The organism is Algorimicrobium bowmanii, assembly GCF_054031195.1.
Genome location: NZ_CM132929.1, coordinates 607,032 through 631,771, shown reverse-complemented (window position 1 = coordinate 631,771; position 24,740 = coordinate 607,032). Strand labels below are relative to the sequence as shown.

20 protein-coding genes are annotated in these 24,740 nt (G+C 33.7%); 10 read left to right on the top strand and 10 right to left on the bottom strand.

Translation table 11 applies throughout. The annotated features are described in order from the left end of the window. The first annotated feature begins 30 nt into the window (after positions 1–30). From ACW5R3_RS02710 to ACW5R3_RS02675, 8 genes are all read left to right on the top strand, one after another. Positions 31–1,245 carry an aminotransferase class V-fold PLP-dependent enzyme gene (locus ACW5R3_RS02710; RefSeq protein ID WP_456578087.1) on the top strand — a complete coding sequence of 405 codons (1,215 nt, stop codon included), beginning with the start codon at positions 31–33 and terminating at the stop codon, positions 1,243–1,245. A 10-nt stretch (positions 1,246–1,255) separates the two neighbouring features. Beyond that, positions 1,256–1,582, top strand: coding sequence for a DUF4377 domain-containing protein (locus ACW5R3_RS02705; RefSeq protein ID WP_456578086.1), 327 nt, complete (start codon positions 1,256–1,258; stop codon positions 1,580–1,582). A gap of 57 nt (positions 1,583–1,639) precedes the next feature. Then, positions 1,640–2,437 (top strand): META domain-containing protein, encoded by a 798-nt coding sequence (locus tag ACW5R3_RS02700; protein WP_456578085.1) that lies wholly within the window; start codon positions 1,640–1,642, stop codon positions 2,435–2,437. 53 nt (positions 2,438–2,490) lie between these two features. Then, positions 2,491–2,913, top strand: coding sequence for a SufE family protein (locus ACW5R3_RS02695; protein ID WP_456578084.1), 423 nt, complete (start codon positions 2,491–2,493; stop codon positions 2,911–2,913). A gap of 36 nt (positions 2,914–2,949) precedes the next feature. Further along, the gene (locus tag ACW5R3_RS02690) at positions 2,950–3,273 is read left to right on the top strand and encodes an SUF system Fe-S cluster assembly protein (protein WP_456578083.1); all 324 of its coding nucleotides are present in this window, start codon (positions 2,950–2,952) and stop codon (positions 3,271–3,273) included. Between the two features lie 79 nt (positions 3,274–3,352). Beyond that, positions 3,353–5,188, top strand: coding sequence for an ABC transporter ATP-binding protein (locus ACW5R3_RS02685; protein ID WP_456578082.1), 1,836 nt, complete (start codon positions 3,353–3,355; stop codon positions 5,186–5,188). Positions 5,189–5,205: 17 nt separating this feature from the next. After that, entirely contained in the window at positions 5,206–5,712 is a 507-nt protein-coding gene (locus ACW5R3_RS02680; RefSeq protein ID WP_456578081.1) for a DUF2480 family protein, read from the top strand. Between the two features lie 43 nt (positions 5,713–5,755). After that, a complete protein-coding gene (locus ACW5R3_RS02675) occupies positions 5,756–6,697 on the top strand; it encodes a DUF3078 domain-containing protein (protein WP_456578080.1) in 942 nt (313 codons plus the stop codon). Between the two features lie 82 nt (positions 6,698–6,779). Here the strand turns inward: ACW5R3_RS02675 and ACW5R3_RS02670 are convergent, their stop codons facing one another. Together ACW5R3_RS02670 and hflX are read right to left on the bottom strand one after the other, a co-directional pair. Beyond that, positions 6,780–9,035, bottom strand: a complete 2,256-nt coding sequence (locus ACW5R3_RS02670) for a transglycosylase domain-containing protein (RefSeq protein ID WP_456578079.1) — start codon at positions 9,033–9,035, stop codon at positions 6,780–6,782. A gap of 30 nt (positions 9,036–9,065) precedes the next feature. Continuing rightward, positions 9,066–10,277 (bottom strand): GTPase HflX, encoded by a 1,212-nt coding sequence (gene hflX / locus ACW5R3_RS02665; protein ID WP_456578078.1) that lies wholly within the window; start codon positions 10,275–10,277, stop codon positions 9,066–9,068. Between the two features lie 480 nt (positions 10,278–10,757). Here hflX and ACW5R3_RS02660 point away from each other — a divergent pair, with 480 nt between their 5' ends. Beyond that, positions 10,758–11,723: an endonuclease/exonuclease/phosphatase family protein gene (locus ACW5R3_RS02660; protein WP_456578077.1), complete on the top strand. Its 966-nt coding sequence runs from the start codon at positions 10,758–10,760 to the stop codon at positions 11,721–11,723. A gap of 4 nt (positions 11,724–11,727) precedes the next feature. On the opposite strand, the gene ACW5R3_RS02655 is transcribed toward ACW5R3_RS02660, so the two are convergent. The 3 genes from ACW5R3_RS02655 to ACW5R3_RS02645 all read right to left on the bottom strand — a co-directional run bounded on the left by ACW5R3_RS02655 (position 11,728) and on the right by ACW5R3_RS02645 (position 16,370). Next, the gene (locus ACW5R3_RS02655) at positions 11,728–12,105 is read right to left on the bottom strand and encodes a hypothetical protein (protein WP_456578076.1); all 378 of its coding nucleotides are present in this window, start codon (positions 12,103–12,105) and stop codon (positions 11,728–11,730) included. A gap of 81 nt (positions 12,106–12,186) precedes the next feature. Further along, a complete protein-coding gene (locus ACW5R3_RS02650; protein WP_456578075.1) occupies positions 12,187–13,584 on the bottom strand; it encodes a DUF5689 domain-containing protein in 1,398 nt (465 codons plus the stop codon). A 38-nt stretch (positions 13,585–13,622) separates the two neighbouring features. Continuing rightward, a complete protein-coding gene (locus ACW5R3_RS02645) occupies positions 13,623–16,370 on the bottom strand; it encodes a carboxypeptidase regulatory-like domain-containing protein (RefSeq protein WP_456578074.1) in 2,748 nt (915 codons plus the stop codon). Between the two features lie 144 nt (positions 16,371–16,514). Between ACW5R3_RS02645 and ACW5R3_RS02640 the strand changes: the two genes are divergently transcribed. Then, the gene (locus ACW5R3_RS02640; protein ID WP_456578073.1) at positions 16,515–17,567 is read left to right on the top strand and encodes an endonuclease/exonuclease/phosphatase family protein; all 1,053 of its coding nucleotides are present in this window, start codon (positions 16,515–16,517) and stop codon (positions 17,565–17,567) included. Positions 17,568–17,652: 85 nt separating this feature from the next. Here the strand turns inward: ACW5R3_RS02640 and ACW5R3_RS02635 are convergent, their stop codons facing one another. The 5 genes from ACW5R3_RS02635 to ACW5R3_RS02615 form a co-directional block, all read right to left on the bottom strand. Beyond that, a complete protein-coding gene (locus ACW5R3_RS02635) occupies positions 17,653–18,093 on the bottom strand; it encodes a hypothetical protein (protein ID WP_456578072.1) in 441 nt (146 codons plus the stop codon). 102 nt (positions 18,094–18,195) lie between these two features. Continuing rightward, positions 18,196–20,736, bottom strand: coding sequence for a carboxypeptidase-like regulatory domain-containing protein (locus tag ACW5R3_RS02630; protein WP_456578071.1), 2,541 nt, complete (start codon positions 20,734–20,736; stop codon positions 18,196–18,198). A gap of 166 nt (positions 20,737–20,902) precedes the next feature. Then, positions 20,903–22,543: a glucose-6-phosphate isomerase gene (pgi, locus tag ACW5R3_RS02625; RefSeq protein WP_456578070.1), complete on the bottom strand. Its 1,641-nt coding sequence runs from the start codon at positions 22,541–22,543 to the stop codon at positions 20,903–20,905. A gap of 7 nt (positions 22,544–22,550) precedes the next feature. Beyond that, the gene (locus ACW5R3_RS02620) at positions 22,551–23,861 is read right to left on the bottom strand and encodes a peptidoglycan DD-metalloendopeptidase family protein (protein WP_456578069.1); all 1,311 of its coding nucleotides are present in this window, start codon (positions 23,859–23,861) and stop codon (positions 22,551–22,553) included. Further along, on the bottom strand, positions 23,819–24,736 hold the full coding sequence (locus tag ACW5R3_RS02615; protein ID WP_456578068.1) for a tryptophan 2,3-dioxygenase family protein: 918 nt from the start codon (positions 24,734–24,736) through the stop codon (positions 23,819–23,821). Before ACW5R3_RS02615 ends, ACW5R3_RS02620 begins: the two co-directional genes overlap by 43 nt. Between the last annotated feature and the right edge of the window lie 4 nt (positions 24,737–24,740).

Genomic DNA, 24,740 nt, shown 5'->3' with positions numbered 1-24,740 from the left:
CTATCGGGGCTATTTTTTTAAAACAAAGCTATGTTCAACGTAGAAAAAATAAGACAGGATTTTCCAATACTTAAAAGACAAGTAAATGGCAAACCCTTAGTGTATTTAGACAATGCAGCAACATCGCAAACACCACAACAGGTTATAGATGTAATTGTAGATTATTACAGTAACTACAACGCTAATATACACCGAGGTGTCCATACATTAAGTCAAGAAGCTACAGATAAGTATGAAGCTGCAAGACATACCATTCAGCAACATTTCAACGCCAAACATGCTCACGAGATAATACTTACTGCAGGTACAACGCACGGTATTAATTTAGTTGCTAACGGATTTGCTTCATTATTAAAAAAAGGAGATGAAATTATTGTTTCAGCCTTAGAGCATCACAGTAATATTGTTCCTTGGCAAATGTTATGTGAAAAAACAGGAGCAACCTTAAAGGTTATTCCTATGAATACAGCAGGTGAACTGATTCTAGAAACTTACGAAGAACTCCTATCTGAAAACACAAAACTAGTTTTTGTAAATCATATTTCCAATGCATTAGGAACAATCAACCCAATACAAGAAATTATTACAAAAGCACATAAGGTACAAGCTGCAGTATTAGTGGATGGCGCACAAGCTTGTCCGCATGTAAAAGCAGATATGCAAGCATTAGATGTTGATTTTTATGTCGCTTCAGCACATAAAATGTGTGGACCAACGGGCGTAGGTTTACTTTATGGCAAGGAAGCTTGGTTAAAAAAATTACCACCTTACCAAGGTGGCGGCGAAATGATAGCCGAAGTTACCTTTGAAAAAACAACTTATGCCGACCTACCACATAAGTTTGAGGCTGGTACTCCAAATATTTGTGGCGGTATTGCTTTTGGAGCAGCCATAGATTATATGAATCATATAGGTTTTGATACTATTGCAAATTATGAACAAGAACTATTGGAATACGCCACACAAGAATTACTAAAAATCGAAGGCCTCACAATTTATGGCACTGCTGAACAAAAAACATCTGTGATATCCTTTAACCTAGACGGTATTCATCCATATGATATTGGGACACTTTTAGACAAAATGGGTATTGCCGTTCGTACAGGACATCATTGTGCACAACCTATTATGAATTTCTTTAACATCCCTGGAACTGTAAGAGCATCTTTTGCCTTTTACAATACCAAAGCTGAAGTTGATACCTTAATTGTGGGTGTGAAAAAAGCTAAAATGATGCTCGGATAATCAACTCATTATGATTCTACATAAACTTGGTATTGGCTTAGTATTGACCTTGTTGTTTTCATGTAAAAACAATGAAAACTCCCAAATAATGTATGTGAATAACCAACAAGTAGATTGCATAGGAGTTGCTCCACAGAAATGCTTACAAATAAAATTCTCAGAAGCAGAAAATTGGACTTTTTTCTATAGTAATATTAAAGGCTTTAATTATAAACCAGGATATTATTATAAATTAAAAGTATTAAAAGAAACGCTAAAAAACGTACCTGCCGATGCTAATAACATTAGCTATAGTTTAATTAAGACAATAGAAAAATCAGAAGTACCAATTAAATAATAATTCATAAATTATTATTTTGGCTTTCTTTTTGCATGGTATATAAAAACAATCATTATGAAATATATTAGCTTATTAGTAACCTGTATTTTTATACTTTCTTGTGGCAACGCCAAAGAAGCAACAGCTATGAACGAACCAACACCACTTGTAGGGACTTATCAACTAAAAACCATAGGTTTAAATACACCAATAAATACACCATTACAGATAACATTTAACATTGAAAAGAAAATGGTTTCAGGTAATTCAGGCTGCAATCAGTTTTCAGGAAGTTATCTGTCAGAAGGTAGTGCACTAGAGTTTGGTCCTTTGGCTAGCACACGAAAAATGTGTCCACCAGCCATAAACACTTTGGAACAACAAATATTAAAAGCATTAAAAGAAACCAAACAATATAGTCAAACAGATACGGTAATTAGTTTACTTGATAACTCAGGAGCTGTTGTCTTAACTATAGCTAAAGAAATACCAGTAGAAAAGGTTGCAAAAAAAAGTACAATAACTGATTACAAAACGGAATACACAGCTATTTCTCGTGGCAGTTATATGGTAATTACATATCAAAACAAGAGTTTAGCTTATCAAAAATCTAAAGATTCAAACCCTGTTATAAAACTATTAAGCGACGAAGAAATAGCACGACTTGATAGTAAGATTAACGCTTTAAATTTACAAGAGTTAAAAGTATTAGAAGCACCTTCAAAGGCTTTTCAACATGATGGCGCCCCTATAGCTTCATTAAGTGTTGTCCACAATGGCTCTACATATTTAACACCTTCTTTTGATCATGGAAATCCACCAGAATCAATCGTAGGAATTATTAATGAATTAATAGCACTTACTGAAAAGTAGTAATTAGTTGAAATGCTGTTGTACTTATTGTATTTTTGCATAAAATTAGAACCATGACCATTGAAGCCATACAAGACGAAATTATAGACGAGTTTTCTATGTTTGAAGACTGGGAAGAACGCTATCAATACATGATAGATTTAGGGAAATCTTTACCTTTAATCAATCCTGAATACAAAACAGATAGTAACCTAATAAAAGGCTGCCAAAGTAAAGTTTGGGTACATGCCAACCTGGAAGATAATCACGTTGTATTTACAGCTGATAGTGATGCCATAATAACAAAAGGCATTATAGCCATACTTATCCGTGTTTTCTCCAATCAGGAACCCAAAGATATTATGGCTGCTAATACCGATTTTATTGATACAATTGGTTTAAAAGACCACTTATCACCTACACGTGCAAACGGTTTAGTTAGCATGGTTAAACAATTAAAGATGTACGCAATTGCGTATCAAACACAACTTAATTAATTTAATTACTTGTAATTAAAATTAAATAGAAAAAAAATGAGCGAAACAATAGACACCACGGCTTTAGGAGAACAAATTGTTCGAGTTATAAAAACAATTTATGATCCAGAAATCCCTGTTGATATATACGAGTTAGGTTTAATTTACGATGTTTTTGTAAATGAAGATTATGATGTAAAAATACTCATGACATTAACAACACCTAATTGTCCCGTTGCTGAAACTTTACCATTAGAAGTTGAAGAAAAGATAAAATCTATCGACAATGTAAAATCGGCAGAAGTAGAAATAACATTCGATCCACCATGGAGCCAAGAGCTTATGAGTGAAGAAGCAAAATTAGAATTAGGTATGCTGTAATGCATTTGGCATCATCTTAGCTTATAAGCATAAGCCAAGAACCACCTTGCATGTACAGTATTAATAACAAAACCGAGGTATGCCAAGACCAACACCAAAATCACTTAAAGATCAAAACAAACCCAGTTTAAAAAAATCTTTTAGTGCCCTTATATTTATTCCCAGATTCTTTAAAGAAATTTGGGAAACCAACAAAAAAGGCTTCCTATTATCTGCTACCTGCCGATTAATAGGAGCCGTTTTACCCGTCATTATTCTTTGGGTAGGAAAATTACTGATTGATGAAATTATTCTTCAAACTTCAGTCGAAACTGCCAATTTTACTCAAATTTGGACCTACGTTGGTATCGAGTTTGGACTAATTGTATTATCGGATTTGGTGAGTCGCGCTATTTCCCTTACCGATAGTTTACTGGGTGATGCCTACTCCATTGACTCTTCTGTAAAAATCATAAAAAAAACAAATCAGATAAATATCAGTCTTTTAGAAGATTCTGAATTTTATGATAAATTAGAACGCGCACGAACGCAAACGGCCGGTCGTGTTGCTTTATTGTCGAACGTATTAGGTGAAGTACAAAGTTTAGTATCTGTTGCAACCCTTATAGGGGGACTTATATATTTTGAACCTTATTTAATTATTCTCTTAATTCTGAGCATCATACCTTCGTTTGTAAACGAAATATGGTTTAGTCAACAGCAATATTCACTCGCTAGAGGTTGGACTGCCGAACGCCGTGAATTAGATTATTTACGATTTATAGGTGCAAATAATCAAACAGCCAAAGAAATAAAATTATTTGGCCTAACAGATTTTGTAGTTAACCGCTTTAAATCGCTTTCAGAAGATTATTATGAATTGAATAAAAAGCTAGCTATAAAACGTTCGGCTTTAGGATTTTTATTTAATGTATTAGGAACATTAAGTTATTACGGTGCTTATATTTTTATTATTTATAGAGTAGTTTCCGGTAGCATAACTTTAGGAGAATTAACATTCCTTTCTGGAGCTTTTAATAGGCTTACCAAAAACCTTCAGGATTTCTTTTCTAAATTCACTAGAATTACAGAAAGTGCCCTATACCTAAAAGACTACTTTGAGTTTATTGATATTTCTATAACACCAAAACACCGTGAAGACCATACCGTACCAACTCATATTAAAACAGGCTTTGAATTTAGAGATGTACATTTCTCGTATCCCGATTCCGATACCGAAATATTAAAAGGAGTTTCTTTTAATATTTCAGCAGGAGAAAAAATGGCTTTTGTAGGGCAGAATGGTGCTGGAAAAACAACATTAACAAAGCTTTTATTACGCTTTTACGAACCAACCTCAGGAGAAATCCTTCTAGATGGCATAAACATTAATCGATTTGAAAAATCGGGTTATCAGAAATTTTTTGGGGTTATTTTTCAGGATTTTTTCAAATACGAATTTACTGCACGTGAAAATATCGCCATTGGAAATATTGATGAATTAGATAATCAGCAAAAAATAGAAAATGCTGCCAAATTAAGTCTAGCAGATGGTGTCGTTTCGGAGCTAAAACAAGGTTATAATCAACAGTTAGGAAAACGTTTTTACAAAGGTCAAGAATTATCTGGTGGGCAATGGCAAAAGGTTGCACTTGCGCGCGCCTACATGAAAGACGCCGAAGTTATGATACTTGACGAACCTACTTCGGCTTTAGATGCTAAAGCAGAAAGCTCCGTTTTTAAACGCTTTATGGGACTAACCAAGGGTAAAACGAGTATTATTATTTCTCATAGATTTAGCACGGTAAGACAAGCCGATCGAATTTTAGTATTAGAATCCGGTAGGGTTTTAGAAATAGGAACCCACCAAGAGCTGATGGCTAATAAAGCGCTCTATTCTGAGTTGTTTGAAATGCAGGCAGAAGGCTATCAATAATTATATATATTTATACTATGGCAGACGAAATAATTAACCGCGTCGCTAACAGCAAGTTAGCAACCTTAGACCTAGAAGATTACTACCCTAAAGGTCCGCGAAAGCAAATTGATATAAAAGATTGGCTAATGGAGGGAATTGTTTTGCGTGAAAAAGATTTTAGAGACTACGTAAAAGCACACGACTGGCAGCAATACCAAGATGCATATGTTGCTTTACATTGTTCTACCGATGCTATTGTACCGGCTTGGGCATATATGCTAATTACCATCTCATTAGAGTCGGTAGCTAAAAAAACAATATTGGGGAATCTAGACCAATTAGAGACTATTTTATACCAAGAAATAATAAGCAATTTAGACGTATCAGAATACCAGGATAAACCCGTAATTATTAAAGGGTGTTCAAAAAAACCTGTTCCTGTAAATGCGTATTTACTAATGACCGACAAACTGAAACCTGTTGCAAAATCTATAATGTTTGGGGAAGCTTGCTCAAGTGTGCCATTATTTAAAAGAAAATAGTATTTTTGCAATGTTATTAATTACAAACTAACATTTTAAGTTCATGAAAAGAATTTTTATTATCGGCGCAATGTTACTTACAACAGTTTCATTTTCGCAAACAAAAGAAGAATTAAAAGCGGAACAAGCTGAGAAACAAGCTGCCGCAGATGCACTACAAGCAGAGGCTGATGCATTACAAAGTGAAATTGATGCCTTCCCAGGTTGGAAATTTGGTGCATTTGGTACAGTAGGTGCTAGCTTTTCTGAATTCAACAATTGGTACGGACAAGGAACACCTAACAACAGTACAGGAACAATTAATCTGACCGTAAATCCTTTTGCTAAATTAGACCGTGAAAAATATTTTTGGTACAACACAGCAAACATCAATTTAAGTTGGGTGAAATTTGATGACAAAGACGACCCTAATGATGATGATAGTTTTAAAGAAGCTAATGATGTATTTAGTGTAACGTCTTTATTTGGTTATAAAATTGCTAAAAATTTAGCAGCATCTACATTAGCTGAATATCGTACAACGTTAATTAACAACTTTAACGACCCGGGTTACTTAGATGTTGGGGTTGGTGTAACTTGGACACCTATAGATAATTTAGTAGTTGTTGTACACCCATTAAACTATAATTTTGTATTTGCTGATAACGATGCTATTTTCGATTCATCATTAGGTGCTAAAGTGGTTGCAAACTATACACGTTCTTTTGGTGATTTAGGTATTAGCTCTAACTTATCTGCTTTTATGAGTTATGAAGATTCAAACTTATCTAACTGGACTTGGATTAACGCCGTTAGTTACAAGTTATGGAAAGGTATTGGTTTAGGTTTTGAAGTTGGTTTAAGAGACAACAAACAAGAAGCCTTAAATTATGCTTTCAACAATTGGGAAGCATCTTTACCGACTACCGAAGCACAACCTGATTTTAACAACGTAGATAACGATTTACAAGTATACACTACGTTCGGTTTAAGCTACTCGTTTTAAACATCTGTAATAACTATATAATAAAAGCTCCGAGGTATTATAAATACGTCGGGGCTTTTTTATTTCCATCAAGACAACCTACTTAATTATCACCAAAGGTTTGTACTTTTTTCTTTCTTTTAAATAGTCTTTTAAAGAACCCATCTTCTTTTTCTAACTTACAATCTAAGTCTTTTAAAACGGCTTCACTTGGTTTTTCAAACGTACTTTTAGTATATATATTAAAGTTACTATCAGCATTTAACTTCTCATAAAACTTAGCAAAAATTGGTAAAGCTGAATTAGCACCTTGCCCTAAGCCAGTTGTTTTAAAACCAATATTATAATTATCATTTCCAACCCAAGTAATACTCACCAAATTAGGTGTAATAGCTACAAACCATCCATCTTTATTATCTTGTGTAGTACCGGTTTTACCCGCAATAGCATTATTAAGTTTATACGAATCGCGTAAACGAGAAGCAGTTCCAGAATTTACAGTAGCTTTCATCATTTCCAACATAACTTGTCGCGTATAATCACTATAGGCTTGTTCTTCTAAAATTTCAGGTTCAAAAGTCGCAATTACATGTCCATTTCTATCTTCAATTTTAGAAATCATATAAGGCTTAACACCATAACTATTGTTAACAAAACTAGCATAAGCCCCAATAAGCTCTTTGATACTTATTTCGGCAACTCCTAAAGCTAATGACGGCTGAGATGGTAATGTTTTAGTTATCCCCATCTTTTGGGTTTGCTCCTGTACTTTTGAAATGCCAACATCATTCAAAACCTTTACAGCAATAGTGTTCACAGAATGACTTAAGGCTTTTTCAAGATTATAATTAATATTTGTTTTGGCATTAGGATTTTGTCCTGCATTTGTTGGAGTCCAATTTTTATAATTGGTATAGGTAACAGCATCTATGGAATAATACTTACATGGTTCCATACCACTTTCTATAGCTGCAGTATATACAAAAGGTTTAAATGTAGAACCTACCTGACGTTCGCTCTGCGAAACATGATCATACTTAAAGTAACGAAAATCTATACCTCCAATATATGTTTGAATAGCACCCGTTTTAGGTTGGATAGCTAACATACCTGTATTTAATAGTTTTAAATAATGTTGTAAACTATCTTTTGTTGAAAGTAACTGTGTAGAATCGCCTTGCCAAGTAAATACATCCATTTTATGTTTAACGGATAACGAATCGTTAATAGCAGCTTCAGAAAGCCCTGATTTTTTTAAACGCTTATACGCTGGCAAAGCTTGCATAGCTTTATTAAAAACTGAAGTTTTGGTGTCCCATGGAGTTTGGTTGCCATAAGAAGCTTCATAGGCTGCTTGCAATTTTAAAAGGTGTTCAGCCATAGCTTGTTCAGCTTTAGTTTGCATAGCAGCATTTAAGGTTGTGTGAACTACCAAACCATCTTTATAAAGGTTATAAACTTCGCCATTAGGTTTTGTATATGTTTTTAACAAGCGTTCCAACTCTTGCTTAACTTGCGCTCTAAAATAGGGAGCCAGACCTAAATCGTGATTAAAGGAATGGTAATCTAATATTAAAGAATCCTGTTTATGAATAGCAACTTCTTCAGAACCTAGATAGTTATATTTTTCCATCTGGTCTAGAACAACATTACGTCTAGACATACTGCGTTCGGTAAATTTCCGGGGATTGTAATAATTAGTAGCCTTTAAGGTTCCGACTAGGGTTGCGGCTTCAGCAACGGTTAATTGAATGGCCGATTTATTAAAAAACTTTTGTGAAGCACTTTCAATACCATAGGTATTATCTGGAAACGGAACCGTATTTAAATAAAGCGTTAAAATTTCTTTTTTAGAATATACATTTTCTATGCGCTGAGCAACTATAGATTCTTTGAACTTATTAATAAGCATGCTAAAAAACTTATAGTTTTTGCGTCCATATAAGTTTTTGGCTAATTGTAATGTTATGGTACTCCCGCCACCTGCGGATTTATCCTGTAACAACAAACTCTTAAAGAATACCCGCAATAAGCTTACATTATCAATACCATCATGTTCATAAAATCGAACATCCTCAGTAGCAACTAAAGCGTCAATAAGGTGTTTTGGAAACTGCGTATAAGTAAGCGGCTGCCTATCGTATATATAATATTTGCCAATTAATTCACCCGACTGATCTAAAACCTGAGTAGCTTCGGCTTGCTTTAATTCGGCTAATTCGGCATGAGTTGCAACTTTACCAAACAAGCCAAAATAAATACTAGCATATAAAAAAACAAGACTCAGAACACCCGTAATCCCTAAAATAAGCAACCACTTTACCCAAGCTTTTTTTAAAAAATTTTGTAATCTATTCATAGGGGCTAAAAAATTAGGAACTGATAGGTTTTATTCCTCCTCGGCATAATCTGGATATAAAAAATGGTTATAAGGGAAACGGGTTACATGTATTTCGCGAACTTCATCGTATACACGTTTTTTAAACTCAACCATATTTTGTTTGTTTAATGCCGAAATAAACAAGGCATTATTACCTACACGATGCATCCATGTTTTTTTCCATTCTTCTAATGAGTAATGGGCTTCGGTACGTTCTACTTCTAAATCAGTTTCATCATAAGGTTCTGGTGTATAGGCATCAATTTTATTAAAAACCATAATGGTTTCTTTATCAGCACTATCAATTTCTCCAAGAATCTTATTTACAGACTCTATATGATCTTCAAAATTAGGGTGTGAAATATCAACAACATGTAATAACAAATCGGCTTCACGAACCTCGTCAAGTGTACTTTTAAAACTTTCAACTAACTGTGTTGGTAGTTTTCTAATAAATCCAACTGTATCGGTTAAAAGGAATGGTAAATTTTGAATAACCACTTTTCTAACAGTTGTATCAAGGGTTGCGAATAACTTATTTTCGGCAAATACATCACTTTTACTAATGGTATTCATAAGTGTCGATTTACCGACATTGGTATAGCCAACAAGAGCTACACGAACCATTTTACCACGGTTACCACGTTGCACAGCCATCTGCTTATCAATAGTTTTTATCTTACTTTTAAGAAGTGCTATTTTATCACGAACAATACGTCTATCCGTTTCAATTTCAGTTTCACCAGGTCCACGCATACCAATACCACCTTTTTGGCGTTCCAGGTGTGTCCACATTCCTTTTAATCGTGGCAATAAATATTCACACTGGGCTAATTCTACTTGGGTCCGAGCATAGCTTGTTTGGGCACGCTGAGCAAAAATATCTAGTATTAAGTTGGTTCTATCTAAAACCTTACAGTTTAAAATTTTACTAATATTACGTTCCTGAGCTGCTGATAATTCATCATCAAAAATGGCTGTTCCAATAGCGTTATCTTCAATAAACTGACGCACCTCCTCCATTTTCCCTGTACCAATAAAGGTTTTAGGGTTAGGCATTTCCATTTTTTGCGTAAAACGCTTTATAACTTCTCCACCAGCAGTGAAAGTTAAAAACTCCAGTTCATCTAAATATTCTTTAGAATCTTCTTCATTTTGACTTTTAGTAACGACACCGATTAAAACGGCACGTTCGAGCGAAATGTCTTTTTTTTCTATCATAAGTATTGTAAAGTACAAAGTTAATCAATTGTAAGCAGTTTACTTTTTATATTTTTAACACGATTACTGAATTTTTTGAGCGAGATAAAAAAACGCAGTAGAGAGATGAAAACATGATGGCTTCAGTTTTACTGCTATTTTACCAAATTATTAAATAACTACTTAAATGTTTTTTGTTTGGATCTGGGTCATCGAAAAACATTAAAACCTGCTTTTCTATGGGAGTTCATTCTGAAAAAATTGGTCTATTGTTTATATATGATTTCATTTCCTGCTATTTCTGTTCAACATAAAAAAGTGATTTACACAAGCTTTTTTCATGCATTATGTGCTATTCATCGAAAACCTAAAAAACCGTTACGGTTTTCTCATAAATATGCCCTCTATAAGCAATATAGGTTTTTTATATAGCGCCCAAGTTTGCTTAAAATATTGTTTATTCAGCCCTATTTCATATTTTTAACCCAAATAGACCTATGCATGAGCGAGACCCCAAAACCACCAAGTTTATCAGATACTTTTACTATAGCTTTTTATAACAGCGAAAACTTATTTGATATCTATAACGACCAAACCAAGCATGACCGGGATTATTTACCCAATTCTGAGCGGCGATGGACTAAAAAACGTTATCAAAATAAAATTGAAAATCTAGGTCGTGCTATTTCACAAATTGGTCCTGAAAACCAAAACAAACTGCCAAGTATTATTGGTTTAGCTGAAATAGAAAACAGTAAGGTATTAAAAGACTTAGTAAATTCGGAACATTTAAAAAATACAGCTTATAAATTTGTTCACTATAACTCGAAAGACGAACGGGGTATGGATGTTGCATTACTTTATAACGAAACCGAATTTACGGTAAGTCATACAGAAGTTTTTCAAACAGTTTTTGAACGTCCTGAAGGTGGAGATGATTACACACGTGATATTTTATTGGTTAACGGGTTATTAAACAACGAAGCCATATCAGTTTTAGTAAACCATTGGCCTTCTAGGCATGAAGGAGCAAAAGCTACTGAAGCTAAACGCTTAAAGTCTTCAGCAAAAGTCAGTAAGATTATTGCTGATTTAAGAGCTGAAAACGAGCAGGTAAAACTGATTGTAATGGGGGATTTTAATGACGACCCTAACTGCTTAAGTATTACACAGCTTACAGAAAACAGTTTATTATACAACCCTATGAACACACTACGTTCTTATAACAGAGGTAGTTTAGTACATCAGTTTAAGTGGCATTTATTTGATCAGATACTTATATCAACCAACTTTTTTGATCCTAATTATAAACAATTAGATTTTGGCTCGGCTGATATTTTTGATCCTAGTTTTTTAAAAGAAGAAAAAGGACGCTTTAAAGGCATGCCTTTTAGAACTTATGCGGGTGAAAATCACAAAGGTGGCTATAGTGATCATTTCCCCGTTTATATAACATTAAAAGGCTAGTAATTTATACTGCTTGCCAAAACACAACTGCCATAACAATACAAATCACCGGCATTAATACCAGTTTAAAGAGCGGGTATTTCTGTGTTTTTTTACTAATCATTTTAGCATTAAGCACTTGATGTTTACGCCCTGCAAAATGCATCCAATTATTAAAAAATAAGAAAGCACATGCTATAATGAACAACGTCCAGCCTTTATCTTGAGAAAAGGTATTTACATGCATTTGATTAAAAAATGCTGCAAAGAACACCCCTAAAAGCAACAAAATGGCGCATTGTAAAAAAGAAACATACAACGTAGCATATTGATTAGCTGTTTTCTTTTTAGATGTCTTAAAACGTTTAAAAACGTGCATATAAAGTGTTTCAAAAAAAGTCATAAGTGTATAAATATAATATTAAAAAAAACCTGCTATATGATGAAACACATAGCAGGTTTTAAATTTAGTATTTAAAACGGATTATTCCGTAGCAAAAATACTAAAGTTATCTATTTGGTAAGCACCATCTAAAGTTTCATCAGTACCAGAACCTGTAAACTTAAATGCTACATATAAAGTTCCAGTATAGCTAGAGATATCAACTAAACCAGAATTAACAAACTCATACCAATCGTTAGATTGTGTTGGTAAGTTAACTGATAAAGGCTCCCATGTTGCACCTAATACATCAGATCCATCATAATCTGTAGAAACAAATACCTCTAAAGTATTTGCAGGAGAATCTAAGTGATGTTGTGCTGCAACAAAGTTTAATGCTTCATTTTCTTGAGCATCCATATCGATACCAGGAGATACTAACCATACAATGTTAGATGTACTTCCTGAGTTAAAAGCACTAAACTCAGCATATCCGTTATTGTCATAAGACTTTTCTCTCCAAATCCAAGAACCAGCTTCAGCAAAGTTTGTCCAACCTGGAATATCTAAATCTGTATTGTTAGTGATATCTTCAAAATCTTCATTGAAAATAGCAACTGCTAATGAACAACGGTCACCATCAAAATTAACATCTTCTGTAGTGTTTAAAGCTAAAACTACTGAACTACCGTCGAAAGTTTTACTTACTACAGCGTTAATTGATCCATTCCCTTCTGGTAATAAATCATTTTTAAAATCAGAAAAACTACTTGTTTCTAAATTAATAGTTGTGTAGTTAACACTTTCACAAGATTGAATTTGTCTTTGTGTATCGTAATCTACAGAAGGATCGAAATAACGTAATCCTAATAAGTTATCAGCAAACTCAACACCGTTTGCCTGAACATAAATACCTACTAAATCTCCACTAATTTCAGATAAACCAACTTCTAAAGGTGTAATATCTTCAGTTACTGCAGATCTGAAAACGTGAGTTCTAGCTTTTGTAAGACCTAAGCTTGTAACAGTTGTTCCGTATTGGTCAGTTTCAGTATCACCACCAATTGTAATAACACCATTTCCAACACGCTCTTCACCTACATATAAATCTTGTAAGCTAACGTAAACCTCACGACCAAAGTTAAATTGGTTATATAAATCTACTTGATTGATAACTACTTTAATAGCTGTAGTTGGGTTAGAAGGGCTGTCTTGTAAGTAAAATTCTTTAAAGAAGTTTCCTGTTTTATCAGATGATGATACATAACCTTTAATGTAAATGTTCTCATCAATTGGCTCTAAAAAGTCACCTTCGCTATATAATGCTTTTGCTTCAGCTATTGAAATTTCAACACCATTAGCTAATAAGGTATTTAAACGTGCATTCTCTTCGTCACCTAAACTAGTAGGTATCGTATAATCGTCATCTTGTACACAAGATACAATAGCAAAACTAGCCACTATTGTTAATACTAGGTTTAAAAATTTATTTGTTTTCATGATTAATAATATTTTTATTTAATTTTTCTTTTTCGTTTTTAGAATCTAAAGTTAACATTTACAAAATAAGTAGCACCACGTCCATACCAATATTTTGGTCCAAATTGACGTTCAGGATTTTGATTATCAGCTAATAACTCTGTGTAATTGGCATTTCTACCTTGTTCAAAACCACCTGTTTTGTATACTTCGTCTAATAAGTTATTTACACTAGCAAATACACCAATATAGTACTCACCTATTTTCCAAGACTTACCACCTGTTAAGTTTACTGTAAAGTATGCATCAAACTCTTCTTGTTTTAAAAGTTCTGTTGCAATAGCTTCGTCGTAGTTATTAATAGGTAAACCATCGTTAGCTAAGTAAAAGTTTTCAGTTCTTAAAAGTGGACTAACATCTACATATGTATTAGATAAGTAGTTTACTGTTGCACCAAACCACCAGTAGTCTGGATCGCGGTATTCAAAACCAACTGAATAAGCTTGTTGAGGACCACCAGCTACTTTATAATCTTTTAAGTTAGATTGGTAAGTTGGAGATCTATCAAAACTAGTAGATGTTAAGTATAAGTTAGGGTTGTTGTCATAAGTATACTGACCAACTGCTGCAACACCTTTTAACTTAATAGTAGGAGTTACTTGTGCTTCAATACCTAATTCAGCACCGATGTGCTTTTTATCAACACCTTGTAAAATTTCTTGAACAAAGGCTGAAGTATCATTAAACTCATCACCGATATTTGTAATACCATCTGCGTAGTAGAAAGAAATTTCGTTAGCATCTTCAATTTTAGTATAGTACCCTGTTAACTTCGCTTTTACGATAGGTGAACGGAAAATATAACTTGCATCAAATGATGTAATTTTCTCTTCTGTTAAGTTATCAACAACACTGTTGCTATCTCTTGAGTTAGAATACGAATTTCTAATAGATGGTGCTTTTGTAATATAACCTCCATTAAAATCTAATAAATGCTTACCTGTAATTTTATAAGTGAATCCAGCTTTTGCACCAACACCCATAAAGTCTAATTTCTCACCTTTTCCGTAAGATAAATCACCTAAAAAGGCTTCATTTTCCCAAAGACCTTCACGTTGGTAAGACGTACTTGTAACCGATCCAGATACGTAAAAATCTACCTTATTATATTTAAATTGTGCTTGTGCATAACCTGAAATAATATCGGCATAAATGTTATAGTTATAACGGAATTTATCACCTTCACCTACAATTCTGTCTGGGTTTAAGTTATCGTATTGGAAACCATCAAAAGAATCAACATTTAAGTAACCAGAAGCACCTAATAAATCGATTATTTCACCAAAGTTTTCAGACTTTAAGTTCTTGTAGTTAATGGCTGCATTTAATACAATATTCTCATTAATTTCTGTATTGAAAATAGAGTTTACTGTAAATTGTGTATCGTCAGTACGATCTTCGTATAATACATAAGCACCTGTATCTCCTACAGAAGCATTTGTTACGTTAGCATCTAAAATACGGTTCCAATCAATTTGACCGTCATTCATAAAGTTTTGCTCAGCTATATAAGCATTTGCATAATCTGGACCATCTGAATCTGCTAAGAAATAACTTGGTAAATTTTGGTAGTAAGCTGGACTTGGGTTTCCACCACCACTATAATCTAAACGGCTATTTCCTATTTTACCAAATTGGTAACCTACATTTGTATTTAAAGTTGTTTTCTCACTAATATCCCAATAGTGGTTTAACATAAAGATAGGCTCTTCAATTTCTTTAACACGTGAATTTTTCTTTTCACCATCTAAATACCCCCAATATTCGTTGTACTTAGTATCTTTTAAGTCATATACTTCCTGTGTGTTTGGAGATGACTTACCACGACGGTTTGGTGTATACATAGAAGTAAAGTTAATACTATGCTTGTCATTAATTTGCTTTTCAATAGCTACAAAAAATGAATTAGCATCATATAAAGTACCATCTTGGTAACCTTCTTCTCCCCAGCGTCTTCCGCCCATAAAAGCATAAGACCAACCACCTTCTAATAAACCAGAGGCATAACTAGCCATAACACGGTTTGTATAACTTCTGTTAGAAGATGAATACGTTACACGACCACCTTCGCGGTATTGTGAAGCACGTACATTCATATTTGTAGTTCCTAAAAGACCTCCAAAATTATAAGCCGATGGTGCTAAACCTGAAGTAAGTTCTTGGTTACGTAGCATATCATTTAAGCCACCCCAATCACTCCATTGTGGTCTACCATCGTAAATTTTATTCATTTCAATTCCATTAATTAAAACTGAACCGTTTTCTGAATCTAAACCACGAACTCTAAAGAACGAAGAACTAAATTCGAAAGCTGCAGTACGTTGAAAAACGTCCTGTGATGATTGTAATAAACCTGATATATTATCAAGTCCACTTGTATCATCATTTAACTCATCGTCAGTTAAGTTAATAGTAAATAAATCGGCAGATGTGTCTTTCTCTAAAGTCATGTCCGTAATATTTACGGTTTGACCTTCGTTAATTACAATTGGATATCTTTTAAAAACATACTCGTCTTTAGATATTCTTAAAATCTGATCACCTAACGGTAAATCTGTTGAAAACTGAAACATTCCAGATTCATCAGTTTGTGTTGTTAAGTCTGTTCCTTCTACGGTAACAGTTACATTCGGAATTGGCTCCAAGGACATGGCTTCAGAAACACTACCTTGTACAACCGTTTGCTGTGCGAAAGCAGTGATTGTTGAAAAAATTCCTAGTAAAAAAATAAATAAACTTTTTTTCATAGTTTGAGTTAATAATTAATGATTTTGGTTCTTTGCGTTAAATCTTGATTAATTAAAGCGTGCAAATTTACATTATTTATAATAAATATCTACTTTTGGCGTAAGAATTGTAACTTGATAACATAAACATAACAATACTAATTAATGAAAAATTTAAAAGTTTGGATGCTAGCTATATTTGCTTGTTTATCCATAACAGCAAAAGCTCAAGAAGGAAAGAAGTATAAAATTCATACCGTTGCTTTCTATAACTTGGAGAATTTATTTGACACTGTTAACGACCCAGATAAAAATGATGAAGCAAGTCCAATAATGGAAATGAAAATTAACACGACCGACATCTATAAAAAGAAGGTTAATAATATGGCTCGTGTTATTTCAGATATCGGAACAGATGTTACGCGTAATTCGCCAGTAATTGTAGGTGTTGCCGAAGTTGAAAACAAAAAAGTTTTACAAGATGTTGTAAACGACCCGCAACTCTTATCTAAAGATTATGGTATTGTACACTACGATTCGCCAGACCGTCGTGGTATTGATGTTGGTTTAATATATCAAAAACAATATTTCACACCGCTGAATACAAGCAAGCATGAATTAATAATATATGACGATCAAACACGTGAGCGTGTATATACAAGAGATCAGCTATTAGTAAGTGGTAAATTAGATGGCGAATTAATACACGTTATTGTAAATCACTGGCCTTCAAGAAGTGGTGGTGAAGCTAGAAGTCGTTCTAAACGTGTGGCAGCAGCTACATTGAACAAAAAAATTATAGACTCGTTACAAACCATAGATCCGTACGCTAAAATTATTACTATGGGCGATTTAAATGACGACCCTACAAATGCAAGTGTAAAAGATGTTTTAAAAGCTAAAAAAGACAAAGAAGATGTTGAGCTTAAAGGTATATACAACCCAATGGAAAGCATCTTTAAAAAAGGTTTAGGCTCTAATGCTTACAGAGATAGCTGGAGTTTATTTGACCAAATTTTAATTACACAGCCATTTTTAGAGAAAGATTATACGTCATTTCGTTTTTATCAAGCTCACATATTTAATGAAAACTACTTAGTTAACAAGAAAGGACGTTACAAAGGTTACCCGCTACGTAGTTTTTCTAACGGTGGCTTTACAGATGGGTTTAGTGATCACTTTCCTGCTTATATATATTTAATTAAAGAAGTTAAGTAAGCTCCTTTAAAATTTTATAAAACTAAAAAGCCTCTTAATTACAGTTGTAATTAAGAGGCTTTTTCTTTAAGATAACTTATTCGGATTAACCAATCCAAACATGCCATGGAATTTTAGCAAGAATAAGAATTAAAGCTATAGTATAAAAAACAGCTATCATTCTAAATTTAGCTTTAGAAGTTAGTTTCTTTTTATGCTTAGAATACCCAATAGTAATTAATGCAATAGCAATAATCATAGTTAGCGGGTGCTCCACAATATTAGAACGCAAAATAGAATCCTTCATAACAGCCCCCATTCCCATATTACTAATTACAGAAAAATAGTCTGCAGCAAAGTAAAATACAATACCTAATAGTAATTGAATATGTGATACGATTAATGTAAACAAGGATATCCTAAAGTCTTTAGCAGCATATTCCTTTCCTGAAGCAGCTTTAATAATAGCGTTTAAAGTTGCTAGCACCAGAATAAATAGCACCAAGTAGGCCCAGCCTGAATGCAACATCTTTATTGTGTTATACATGTCTTTAGAGTTTAAAAGTTAGTTATACAAAGGTAGTAAATAAAGCGTATAAAAAAACCGCTTCCTTAACAGGAAGCGGTTTATAATATTTTCTAATAATCATTAGAAGTTAAAGCGGATACTTGTGTTCCAAGTTCTACCGTAACCAAAACGACCTGTATTTAGTTTGTTAATACCTTTATAGTTATCTTCTGGATTACTAGATGCAGCAGTATTTCCATTTACAGACTCTAAATACACTTCATCAAAAACGTTGTTTACGTTTAAACGGAACTGTACCGAGTTTTGGTTATTTTTACCTACAACCATTTTGTAAGAAAAACCAGCATCAACTGTATCGTAAGAAGGCATAGATAATGTTTCACTACTTAATGAACCTGTAGAGTGAATATCATTATACCAGTTCCAAGCAGCATCAATACTTGTTCTTGGTAAAAACTCATAACTACCATTAATACCTGCTGTTACTTGTGCAGCACCACCTACGTTAAAGCCATCAATTACGATTTCTTCATCTGCACCAATTTGATTACCATCATTATCAAATGCTCTTTCAGTAGCACTGTCTTTAAACTGCCATTCACCTAAAGATAAAAATCCGTTTAAAGTTAAGTTATCTAACGGGCGTGTCATTACTTCTAATTCTACACCATAGTGAACTTGTTTAACACCTAAAGTTTGGTAACTAATATATTCATCACCGTTTAGACCGTTTCCAGTAAACAACGTTCTATTATCCCATGTTGTATGATATGCATTTAAGTTTGCAGAAATACGACGTCCACCATTAAATTGGTAACCAAATTCGAAACCTGTAATTTCCTCATTTTCAACCTCTGGTTGTAATAATGTATTACCGTTTCTGTTATCTTGAAATAATGAATCATGGAAAGGCTGACGTGAATAATAACCAGCATTAACAAACACCTTATGTGTATTGTTTATTTCGTATGCAGCACCAGCTTTAAGGTTATAACCTAAGTTATCAACTTTATCCGACTCTTCAGAAACACCTGCTTCTTCAACGTTTAAAAATTCTGTTCTTACATGAGATTGGTTAGATACAGCACCTTGGAAGAATGCAGAGAAACCATCTTTAGCATACTCTAGCTGACCAAAAAGACCACCGTAGTTAATTTGCTCTTGATAATCATATCCGAAACGTTGTGAATGATCTGTATTTGGGTTAAAAAACACTTCCCATGGGTTAATTCCACCTGCTTCAGTTAAGTAATAAGTTTCACCTCCGCTGTAACCAGAACTAGCACTTACAGAATCAACTGTAATAAATTCTCTTACATCTCTAAAGTGGTAACCCGTATATAAACGTACATCGGCACCAATATTAAAGTTTAAGTGCTCTGTTAATTGGTTGTTGTAGTTTGTTACTAAACCATACCAGTCATGGTTATTATTTGAACCTCTAGCATAATCAACAGAACCAATAGACTGTGCAAAACTACCACGTCCCATAGAACCGTAAAGCACAGTAGATAAAGAAGACTTATCGTTAATTGTCCAATCCCAGTTTAAGTTAGCAACTGGTTTATGGTAAATGTTTCTACCTCCTGGATACGCACCACCATTTAATATATTTGGGCTATTTACACCATCATAAGACCATGAGTTGTAACGTCTACCTCTTTCACTATCTAAGAAAGAACCTATTGAGCCACTTCCTGCTACTGCATGCCATTGTGGTGCACCTGTTAATAATAAGTTTAATGAGTGATTTTCATTTGGTTGGTAACCTACAGAAAAGAAATAAGTTTGTCCTTGACCTTGTGTGTTATCTACATAACCATCACCTTGCCAGTGTCCTAATAAACCAGAAAAAGACCAACCTTTATCGCTAACGCCTGTTGAGAAATAAGCAGTTGACTTAAGATAGTTATCATTACCTACCATTTGCTGAACAAATCCGCCAGCTTTTTTATCAATAGTTTTTGTAACAATATTAACCGTTCCACCAACAGATGAAATAGCTAATTTTGAAGCTCCTAAACCACGTTGTACCTGAATAGCATCAGCTACATCAGTAACACCTTGCCAGTTAGACCAATACATCTTACCATCTTCCATACCATTAATTGGCTGTCCGTTTAATAAGAATGCTGTGTTTGTTTGGTCGAAACCACGTAAAAACATTTGACCATCACCAAAACCACCCGCCTGAAGCGACTGTACAGAAGGTGTAGATTTTAATAATACTGGTAAATCAGAGTTTCCTGATTTTTCTTGAATCTCGGCTGCTCTAATAGTTGACACCGCTACTGGTGTTTGTCTATCTTCAGCTAAATCAATAACTCCAGATCCAACAATAACAATTTCTTCTAAGGTATTATCGCTAGTTAAAACAATACTTCCTAAGTTTTGATCTCCCGTTACAGAAACTGTTTTTGTACCATAACCTACAAATGAAATAACTAAGGTTGCGTTTGTACTTTGCGTTGTAATTGAGAAGTTTCCATCAAAATCTGAAGACACACCGTTTGCTGTTCCTTCTTCAATGATGTTTGCACCTGGTAACGGCGCGTTCATTTCGGCATCCATAATAGTACCTGTTACCGTACTTTGGGCCATTGCAATACCAGTAAACAAAAATGCTACTGCTACAAATAATAATCTTGTAATTTTTTTCATTGTATTAAAAAGATTGGTTTTTAAATTTCCCGCAAAATTAGCCCTTTAAAGTAAATTAACATTACTTTAAGGTTAAGATTTTCGGCTACAATGAATATATTAAAAAAAACAGACTAACAATATGACAACAAATAAAGCTATTAACATGTTTTTCAACAATGTAAGTTTACTTTTTCGTATAAAAATTTAAAAGATTAGCAGTTGAAGAGTCGTGATTAATAAAAGTGTTATTTTTTATATCTTTCAGAATATTGGTAGCAAGTTGCTTTCCTAACTCCACACCAAACTGATCATAACTATAAATATTCCAAATTACACCTTGTACAAATATCTTATGTTCATAAAGAGCTATAAGTTTACCAAGACTTTCAGGTGTTAGTTTTTTAATAAAAATGGTATTAGTTGGCTTGTTACCTTCAAAAACTTTAAAAGGGATTAAATCCTTAACGGCATCTATAGTTAATCCTTTATCTTTAAACTCTGCAACAACTTTAGCTTCACTTTTACCTTCTAATAAAGCTTGAGTTTGAGCTATAAAATTAGAAATTAACTTATCTTGATGCTCTTGATTCCCGTGTAAAGATTCTGAAAAACCAATAAAATCGGCAGGAATTAATTTAGTTCCTTGATGAATCAGCTGAAAAAAAGCGTGTTGTGAATTGGTTCCTGGTTCGCCCCAAATTAATGTTCCAGTTTGGTAATTAACGGGCTCACCATTTCTATCAACAGATTTCCCGTTACTTTCCATAATACCTTGCTGTAAATAGGTAGCAAACTGATTTAAATATTGTGTGTATGGAATTACAGCTTCACTTTCGGCATTATAAAAGTTATTATACCAAACACTTATTAAGGCTAAAATTACTGGAATATTAGCATCTAAAGGCGTTGATTTAAAATGTGTATCCATTTTATGTGCCCCACTTAATAAGGCATTAAAATTTTCATACCCTACAGATAAACTTATAGATAAACCTACCGCACTCCATAAAGAAAAACGTCCACCAACCCAGTCCCACATAGGGAAAATATTATCGGCATGAATACCAAATTCCTGAACACTATTAATGTTTGTAGAAACTGCAACAAAATGTTTTTCTACAGCCTCCTCAGATGCTGTTTCTAAAAACCACTTACGAATAGTTGTTGCATTGGATAGCGTTTCTTGTGTTGTAAATGTTTTTGAAACAATAACAAAAAGGGTTGTTTCAGGGTCTAATTTTTTAATAATTTCCTGAACATGATCGCCATCAACATTACTGACAAAATATGTATTTAAATGATTTTTATAATACTGTAAAGAATCAACAACCATAGCTGGACCTAAATCCGACCCACCAATTCCTATGTTTACAATATTTTTAAAAGCTTTACCTGTATACCCTTTTAAATTTCCTGAAACAACTTCATTGGTAAATGCTTTAATCTTATTTTTAACCTGATATATTTCAGGAATAACATTTACACCATCAACTAAAACCGAAGCAGATTCTGGCGCTCTAAGTGCCGTATGAAGTACAGCTCGCTTTTCTGTTTCGTTTATAATTTCACCTGAAAACTGACTTTCAATAGCTTTTTTTAAACCTGTTTCTTCAGCTAAATCAAGCAGCAATTGTATGGTTTTTTCGGTAATTCTATTCTTTGAATAGTCTACATAAAAATCATCCCACTGAACTGTAAATTTATCTGCTCTTTTATCATCTTCAGCAAATAAGGCATTCATATCTAGATTCTCCATAGCTGAAAAATGCGCTTGAAGTTCTTGCCATGCCTTTGTAGTTGTTGGGTTAATTTTAGGTAGTGCCATATATTTTTTAATCTAGTTGGGTAATTAAATCTTCAGTATTGGAATCAAACAAATCAGCATCCTGATCATTCATTGCATCCAATTGCAACTTTAACGGTTTAATAAAGTCTAAGTATTCTGTTTTTAAGGAATCGGAAATAGGCTCGGCTTCTGGAAGCTTTTGTTTAAACGGATCGACTTGTTTGCCATTTTTCCAAAAACGGTAGCAAACATGTGGCCCTGATGTATTTCCGGTCATACCTACCCAACCAATTACATCACCTTGTTTTACATATTGTCCAACTTTTACGTTTTGACTTTTCATATGTAAATATTGGGTTTCGTATGTTGAGTTATGTCTTATTTTTACATAATTTCCATTACCACGTGTGTAAGCCGATTTTGTTACCGTTCCGTTTGCAGTAGCACGAATTGGAGTTCCAATAGCTGCTGCAAAATCAGTTCCCTTATGAGGGCGGATTTTGTTACCGTAAATTGCTATACGTCTTTTTAGATTATAACGTGAAGAAATACGCTTATACTCCACTGGTGCTTTTAAAAAAGCACGTCGTAAGTTTTTAGCCTCCTCATTAAAGTAATCGGATAGTTTTTTTTCTGAATCTGTTTCAAATTCAAAAGCGTAAAACGGCTCATTTTTATGTTCAAAATAGGCAGCTTTAATATTGTCTATACCTGCATAAATGCTATCATCTATATATTTATCGGTATAAATAACTTTAAACCTATCTCCTTTTTGAAGCCTCGTAAAATCGATAGTCCAAGCATAAATATCCGACATCTTATAAGCTAATATTAAACTTTTACCTCCATCGGCAAGTGTTTGGGATATATTACTATTAATGACACCGGAAAATTCCTTTTCAACATACTTAATAGGTTTTCTACTGGTAAACGCATGGATAGAATCCTGAAAATTAACAACCACATACTCTTCACTATTAGGCTGATAAATAAACGACAATGCGCGTTGAATGGTATCTTTAGAACAAAGTACCGTGTATGGTTTTCCTATTTGTATTTTTCGAATATCAAAATCAGCACGGGTTTCTTCGGCTATCTTAAAAATCTCTGGGTAGCCAACTTTATAGCGTTCCATGATTACACCAAAACTATCACCTTTACGAACGGTGTCACGTTTTACTACATATTCGTCTAAATTAAAACCAAACTCTTTTAGCTGAGCTGGTTTTATAGTAGCAGCTAACTTATCTACTTTTACAGGTGCTGTTTCGGTGTCTTTACAACTAACTAATGCTAATAATAATGCTGCAATAATTACACATTCTCTCCCCACTCTGCTAATTCTTTTTCGCTCCATAATTCTGGAAAAAATATTCGTCTTTGATACTTTGGATGCATGTATTTTACCCATTCGCTTCCTCCTGTTGCTTCTGCGGTTTTACCACCAATATTTAGGTAATGATTAGCGGTATTGTAATGTGCCATAACCCATTTTATGTTTACTGTATAATCATAATGGCGCATGGCATTTACTAAATCTTCGTTTTTTCTTACAGCCTCTGGCAACTCTTTAAACTTAGTCCAAAGGTTACTTTGGTTGTAGAATTTCGCAAATCTAATAAATTCATCTTTGTATCTTTCTTCAAAAACTGTTAATAAATAGCTTTTTTTACCCGTTTTGTAGTCTTTTCCTGCCGCTTGCCAATACAAATGCTCAAAAGCGTGCTCAAAAGGTGTATTTCTATCAATGGTTGCTCGGAAACGATTATCAATTAAATTAATTAATTCAGTTGATGAGATTTCTATTTTTCGATATTGCGCACTTTGAAAACCACTAGCAGGTGTTAAAGTGTGTCTGAACTTATTGTATTGCTCGACATCCATTCCTAAACGCATAATCTCAAACGAAGATGTTAGCATATCAAAATAGCGACTAATGCGCATTAGTTTGGTTGAGAAAAAATCGGCTGTTAATTTTTCAGCTTTCGCCACTTGCTCAATCTCCCATAGTATCATTTTAAACAACAATTCGTTTATTTGATGATACATAATAAACACCATTTCATCAGGTAAAACAGTACGTTGTGTTTGGAGATCTAAAAGTGCATCTGTTTGAATGTAGTCCCAATAATTTATAGGCTTGCTATGTAATAACCCCTCAAGGTGTACATCTAAATTCTGACCTATATTATCAAATTTCTCTTTTAGTTTTCTTGTTATTTCTTCATTCATGCTA

What these genes read in the sequence shown, in the direction of transcription:
- ACW5R3_RS02675 (WP_456578080.1), top strand. Translation starts at nt 5,756, where the DNA reads ATGAAAAGAATTTTTATTATCGGCGCAATGTTACTTACAACAGTTTCA.
- ACW5R3_RS02680 (WP_456578081.1), top strand. Translation starts at nt 5,206, where the DNA reads ATGGCAGACGAAATAATTAACCGCGTCGCTAACAGCAAGTTAGCAACC.
- ACW5R3_RS02655 (WP_456578076.1), bottom strand. Translation starts at nt 12,105, where the DNA reads ATGACTTTTTTTGAAACACTTTATATGCACGTTTTTAAACGTTTTAAG.
- pgi (WP_456578070.1), bottom strand. Translation starts at nt 22,543, where the DNA reads ATGGCACTACCTAAAATTAACCCAACAACTACAAAGGCATGGCAAGAA.
- ACW5R3_RS02630 (WP_456578071.1), bottom strand. Translation starts at nt 20,736, where the DNA reads ATGAAAAAAATTACAAGATTATTATTTGTAGCAGTAGCATTTTTGTTT.
- ACW5R3_RS02710 (WP_456578087.1), top strand. Translation starts at nt 31, where the DNA reads ATGTTCAACGTAGAAAAAATAAGACAGGATTTTCCAATACTTAAAAGA.
- ACW5R3_RS02700 (WP_456578085.1), top strand. Translation starts at nt 1,640, where the DNA reads ATGAAATATATTAGCTTATTAGTAACCTGTATTTTTATACTTTCTTGT.
- ACW5R3_RS02705 (WP_456578086.1), top strand. Translation starts at nt 1,256, where the DNA reads ATGATTCTACATAAACTTGGTATTGGCTTAGTATTGACCTTGTTGTTT.
- ACW5R3_RS02640 (WP_456578073.1), top strand. Translation starts at nt 16,515, where the DNA reads ATGAAAAATTTAAAAGTTTGGATGCTAGCTATATTTGCTTGTTTATCC.
- ACW5R3_RS02690 (WP_456578083.1), top strand. Translation starts at nt 2,950, where the DNA reads ATGAGCGAAACAATAGACACCACGGCTTTAGGAGAACAAATTGTTCGA.
- ACW5R3_RS02645 (WP_456578074.1), bottom strand. Translation starts at nt 16,370, where the DNA reads ATGAAAAAAAGTTTATTTATTTTTTTACTAGGAATTTTTTCAACAATC.
- ACW5R3_RS02670 (WP_456578079.1), bottom strand. Translation starts at nt 9,035, where the DNA reads ATGAATAGATTACAAAATTTTTTAAAAAAAGCTTGGGTAAAGTGGTTG.
- ACW5R3_RS02695 (WP_456578084.1), top strand. Translation starts at nt 2,491, where the DNA reads ATGACCATTGAAGCCATACAAGACGAAATTATAGACGAGTTTTCTATG.
- hflX (WP_456578078.1), bottom strand. Translation starts at nt 10,277, where the DNA reads ATGATAGAAAAAAAAGACATTTCGCTCGAACGTGCCGTTTTAATCGGT.
- ACW5R3_RS02685 (WP_456578082.1), top strand. Translation starts at nt 3,353, where the DNA reads ATGCCAAGACCAACACCAAAATCACTTAAAGATCAAAACAAACCCAGT.
- ACW5R3_RS02660 (WP_456578077.1), top strand. Translation starts at nt 10,758, where the DNA reads ATGAGCGAGACCCCAAAACCACCAAGTTTATCAGATACTTTTACTATA.
- ACW5R3_RS02620 (WP_456578069.1), bottom strand. Translation starts at nt 23,861, where the DNA reads ATGGAGCGAAAAAGAATTAGCAGAGTGGGGAGAGAATGTGTAATTATT.
- ACW5R3_RS02650 (WP_456578075.1), bottom strand. Translation starts at nt 13,584, where the DNA reads ATGAAAACAAATAAATTTTTAAACCTAGTATTAACAATAGTGGCTAGT.
- ACW5R3_RS02635 (WP_456578072.1), bottom strand. Translation starts at nt 18,093, where the DNA reads ATGTATAACACAATAAAGATGTTGCATTCAGGCTGGGCCTACTTGGTG.
- ACW5R3_RS02615 (WP_456578068.1), bottom strand. Translation starts at nt 24,736, where the DNA reads ATGAATGAAGAAATAACAAGAAAACTAAAAGAGAAATTTGATAATATA.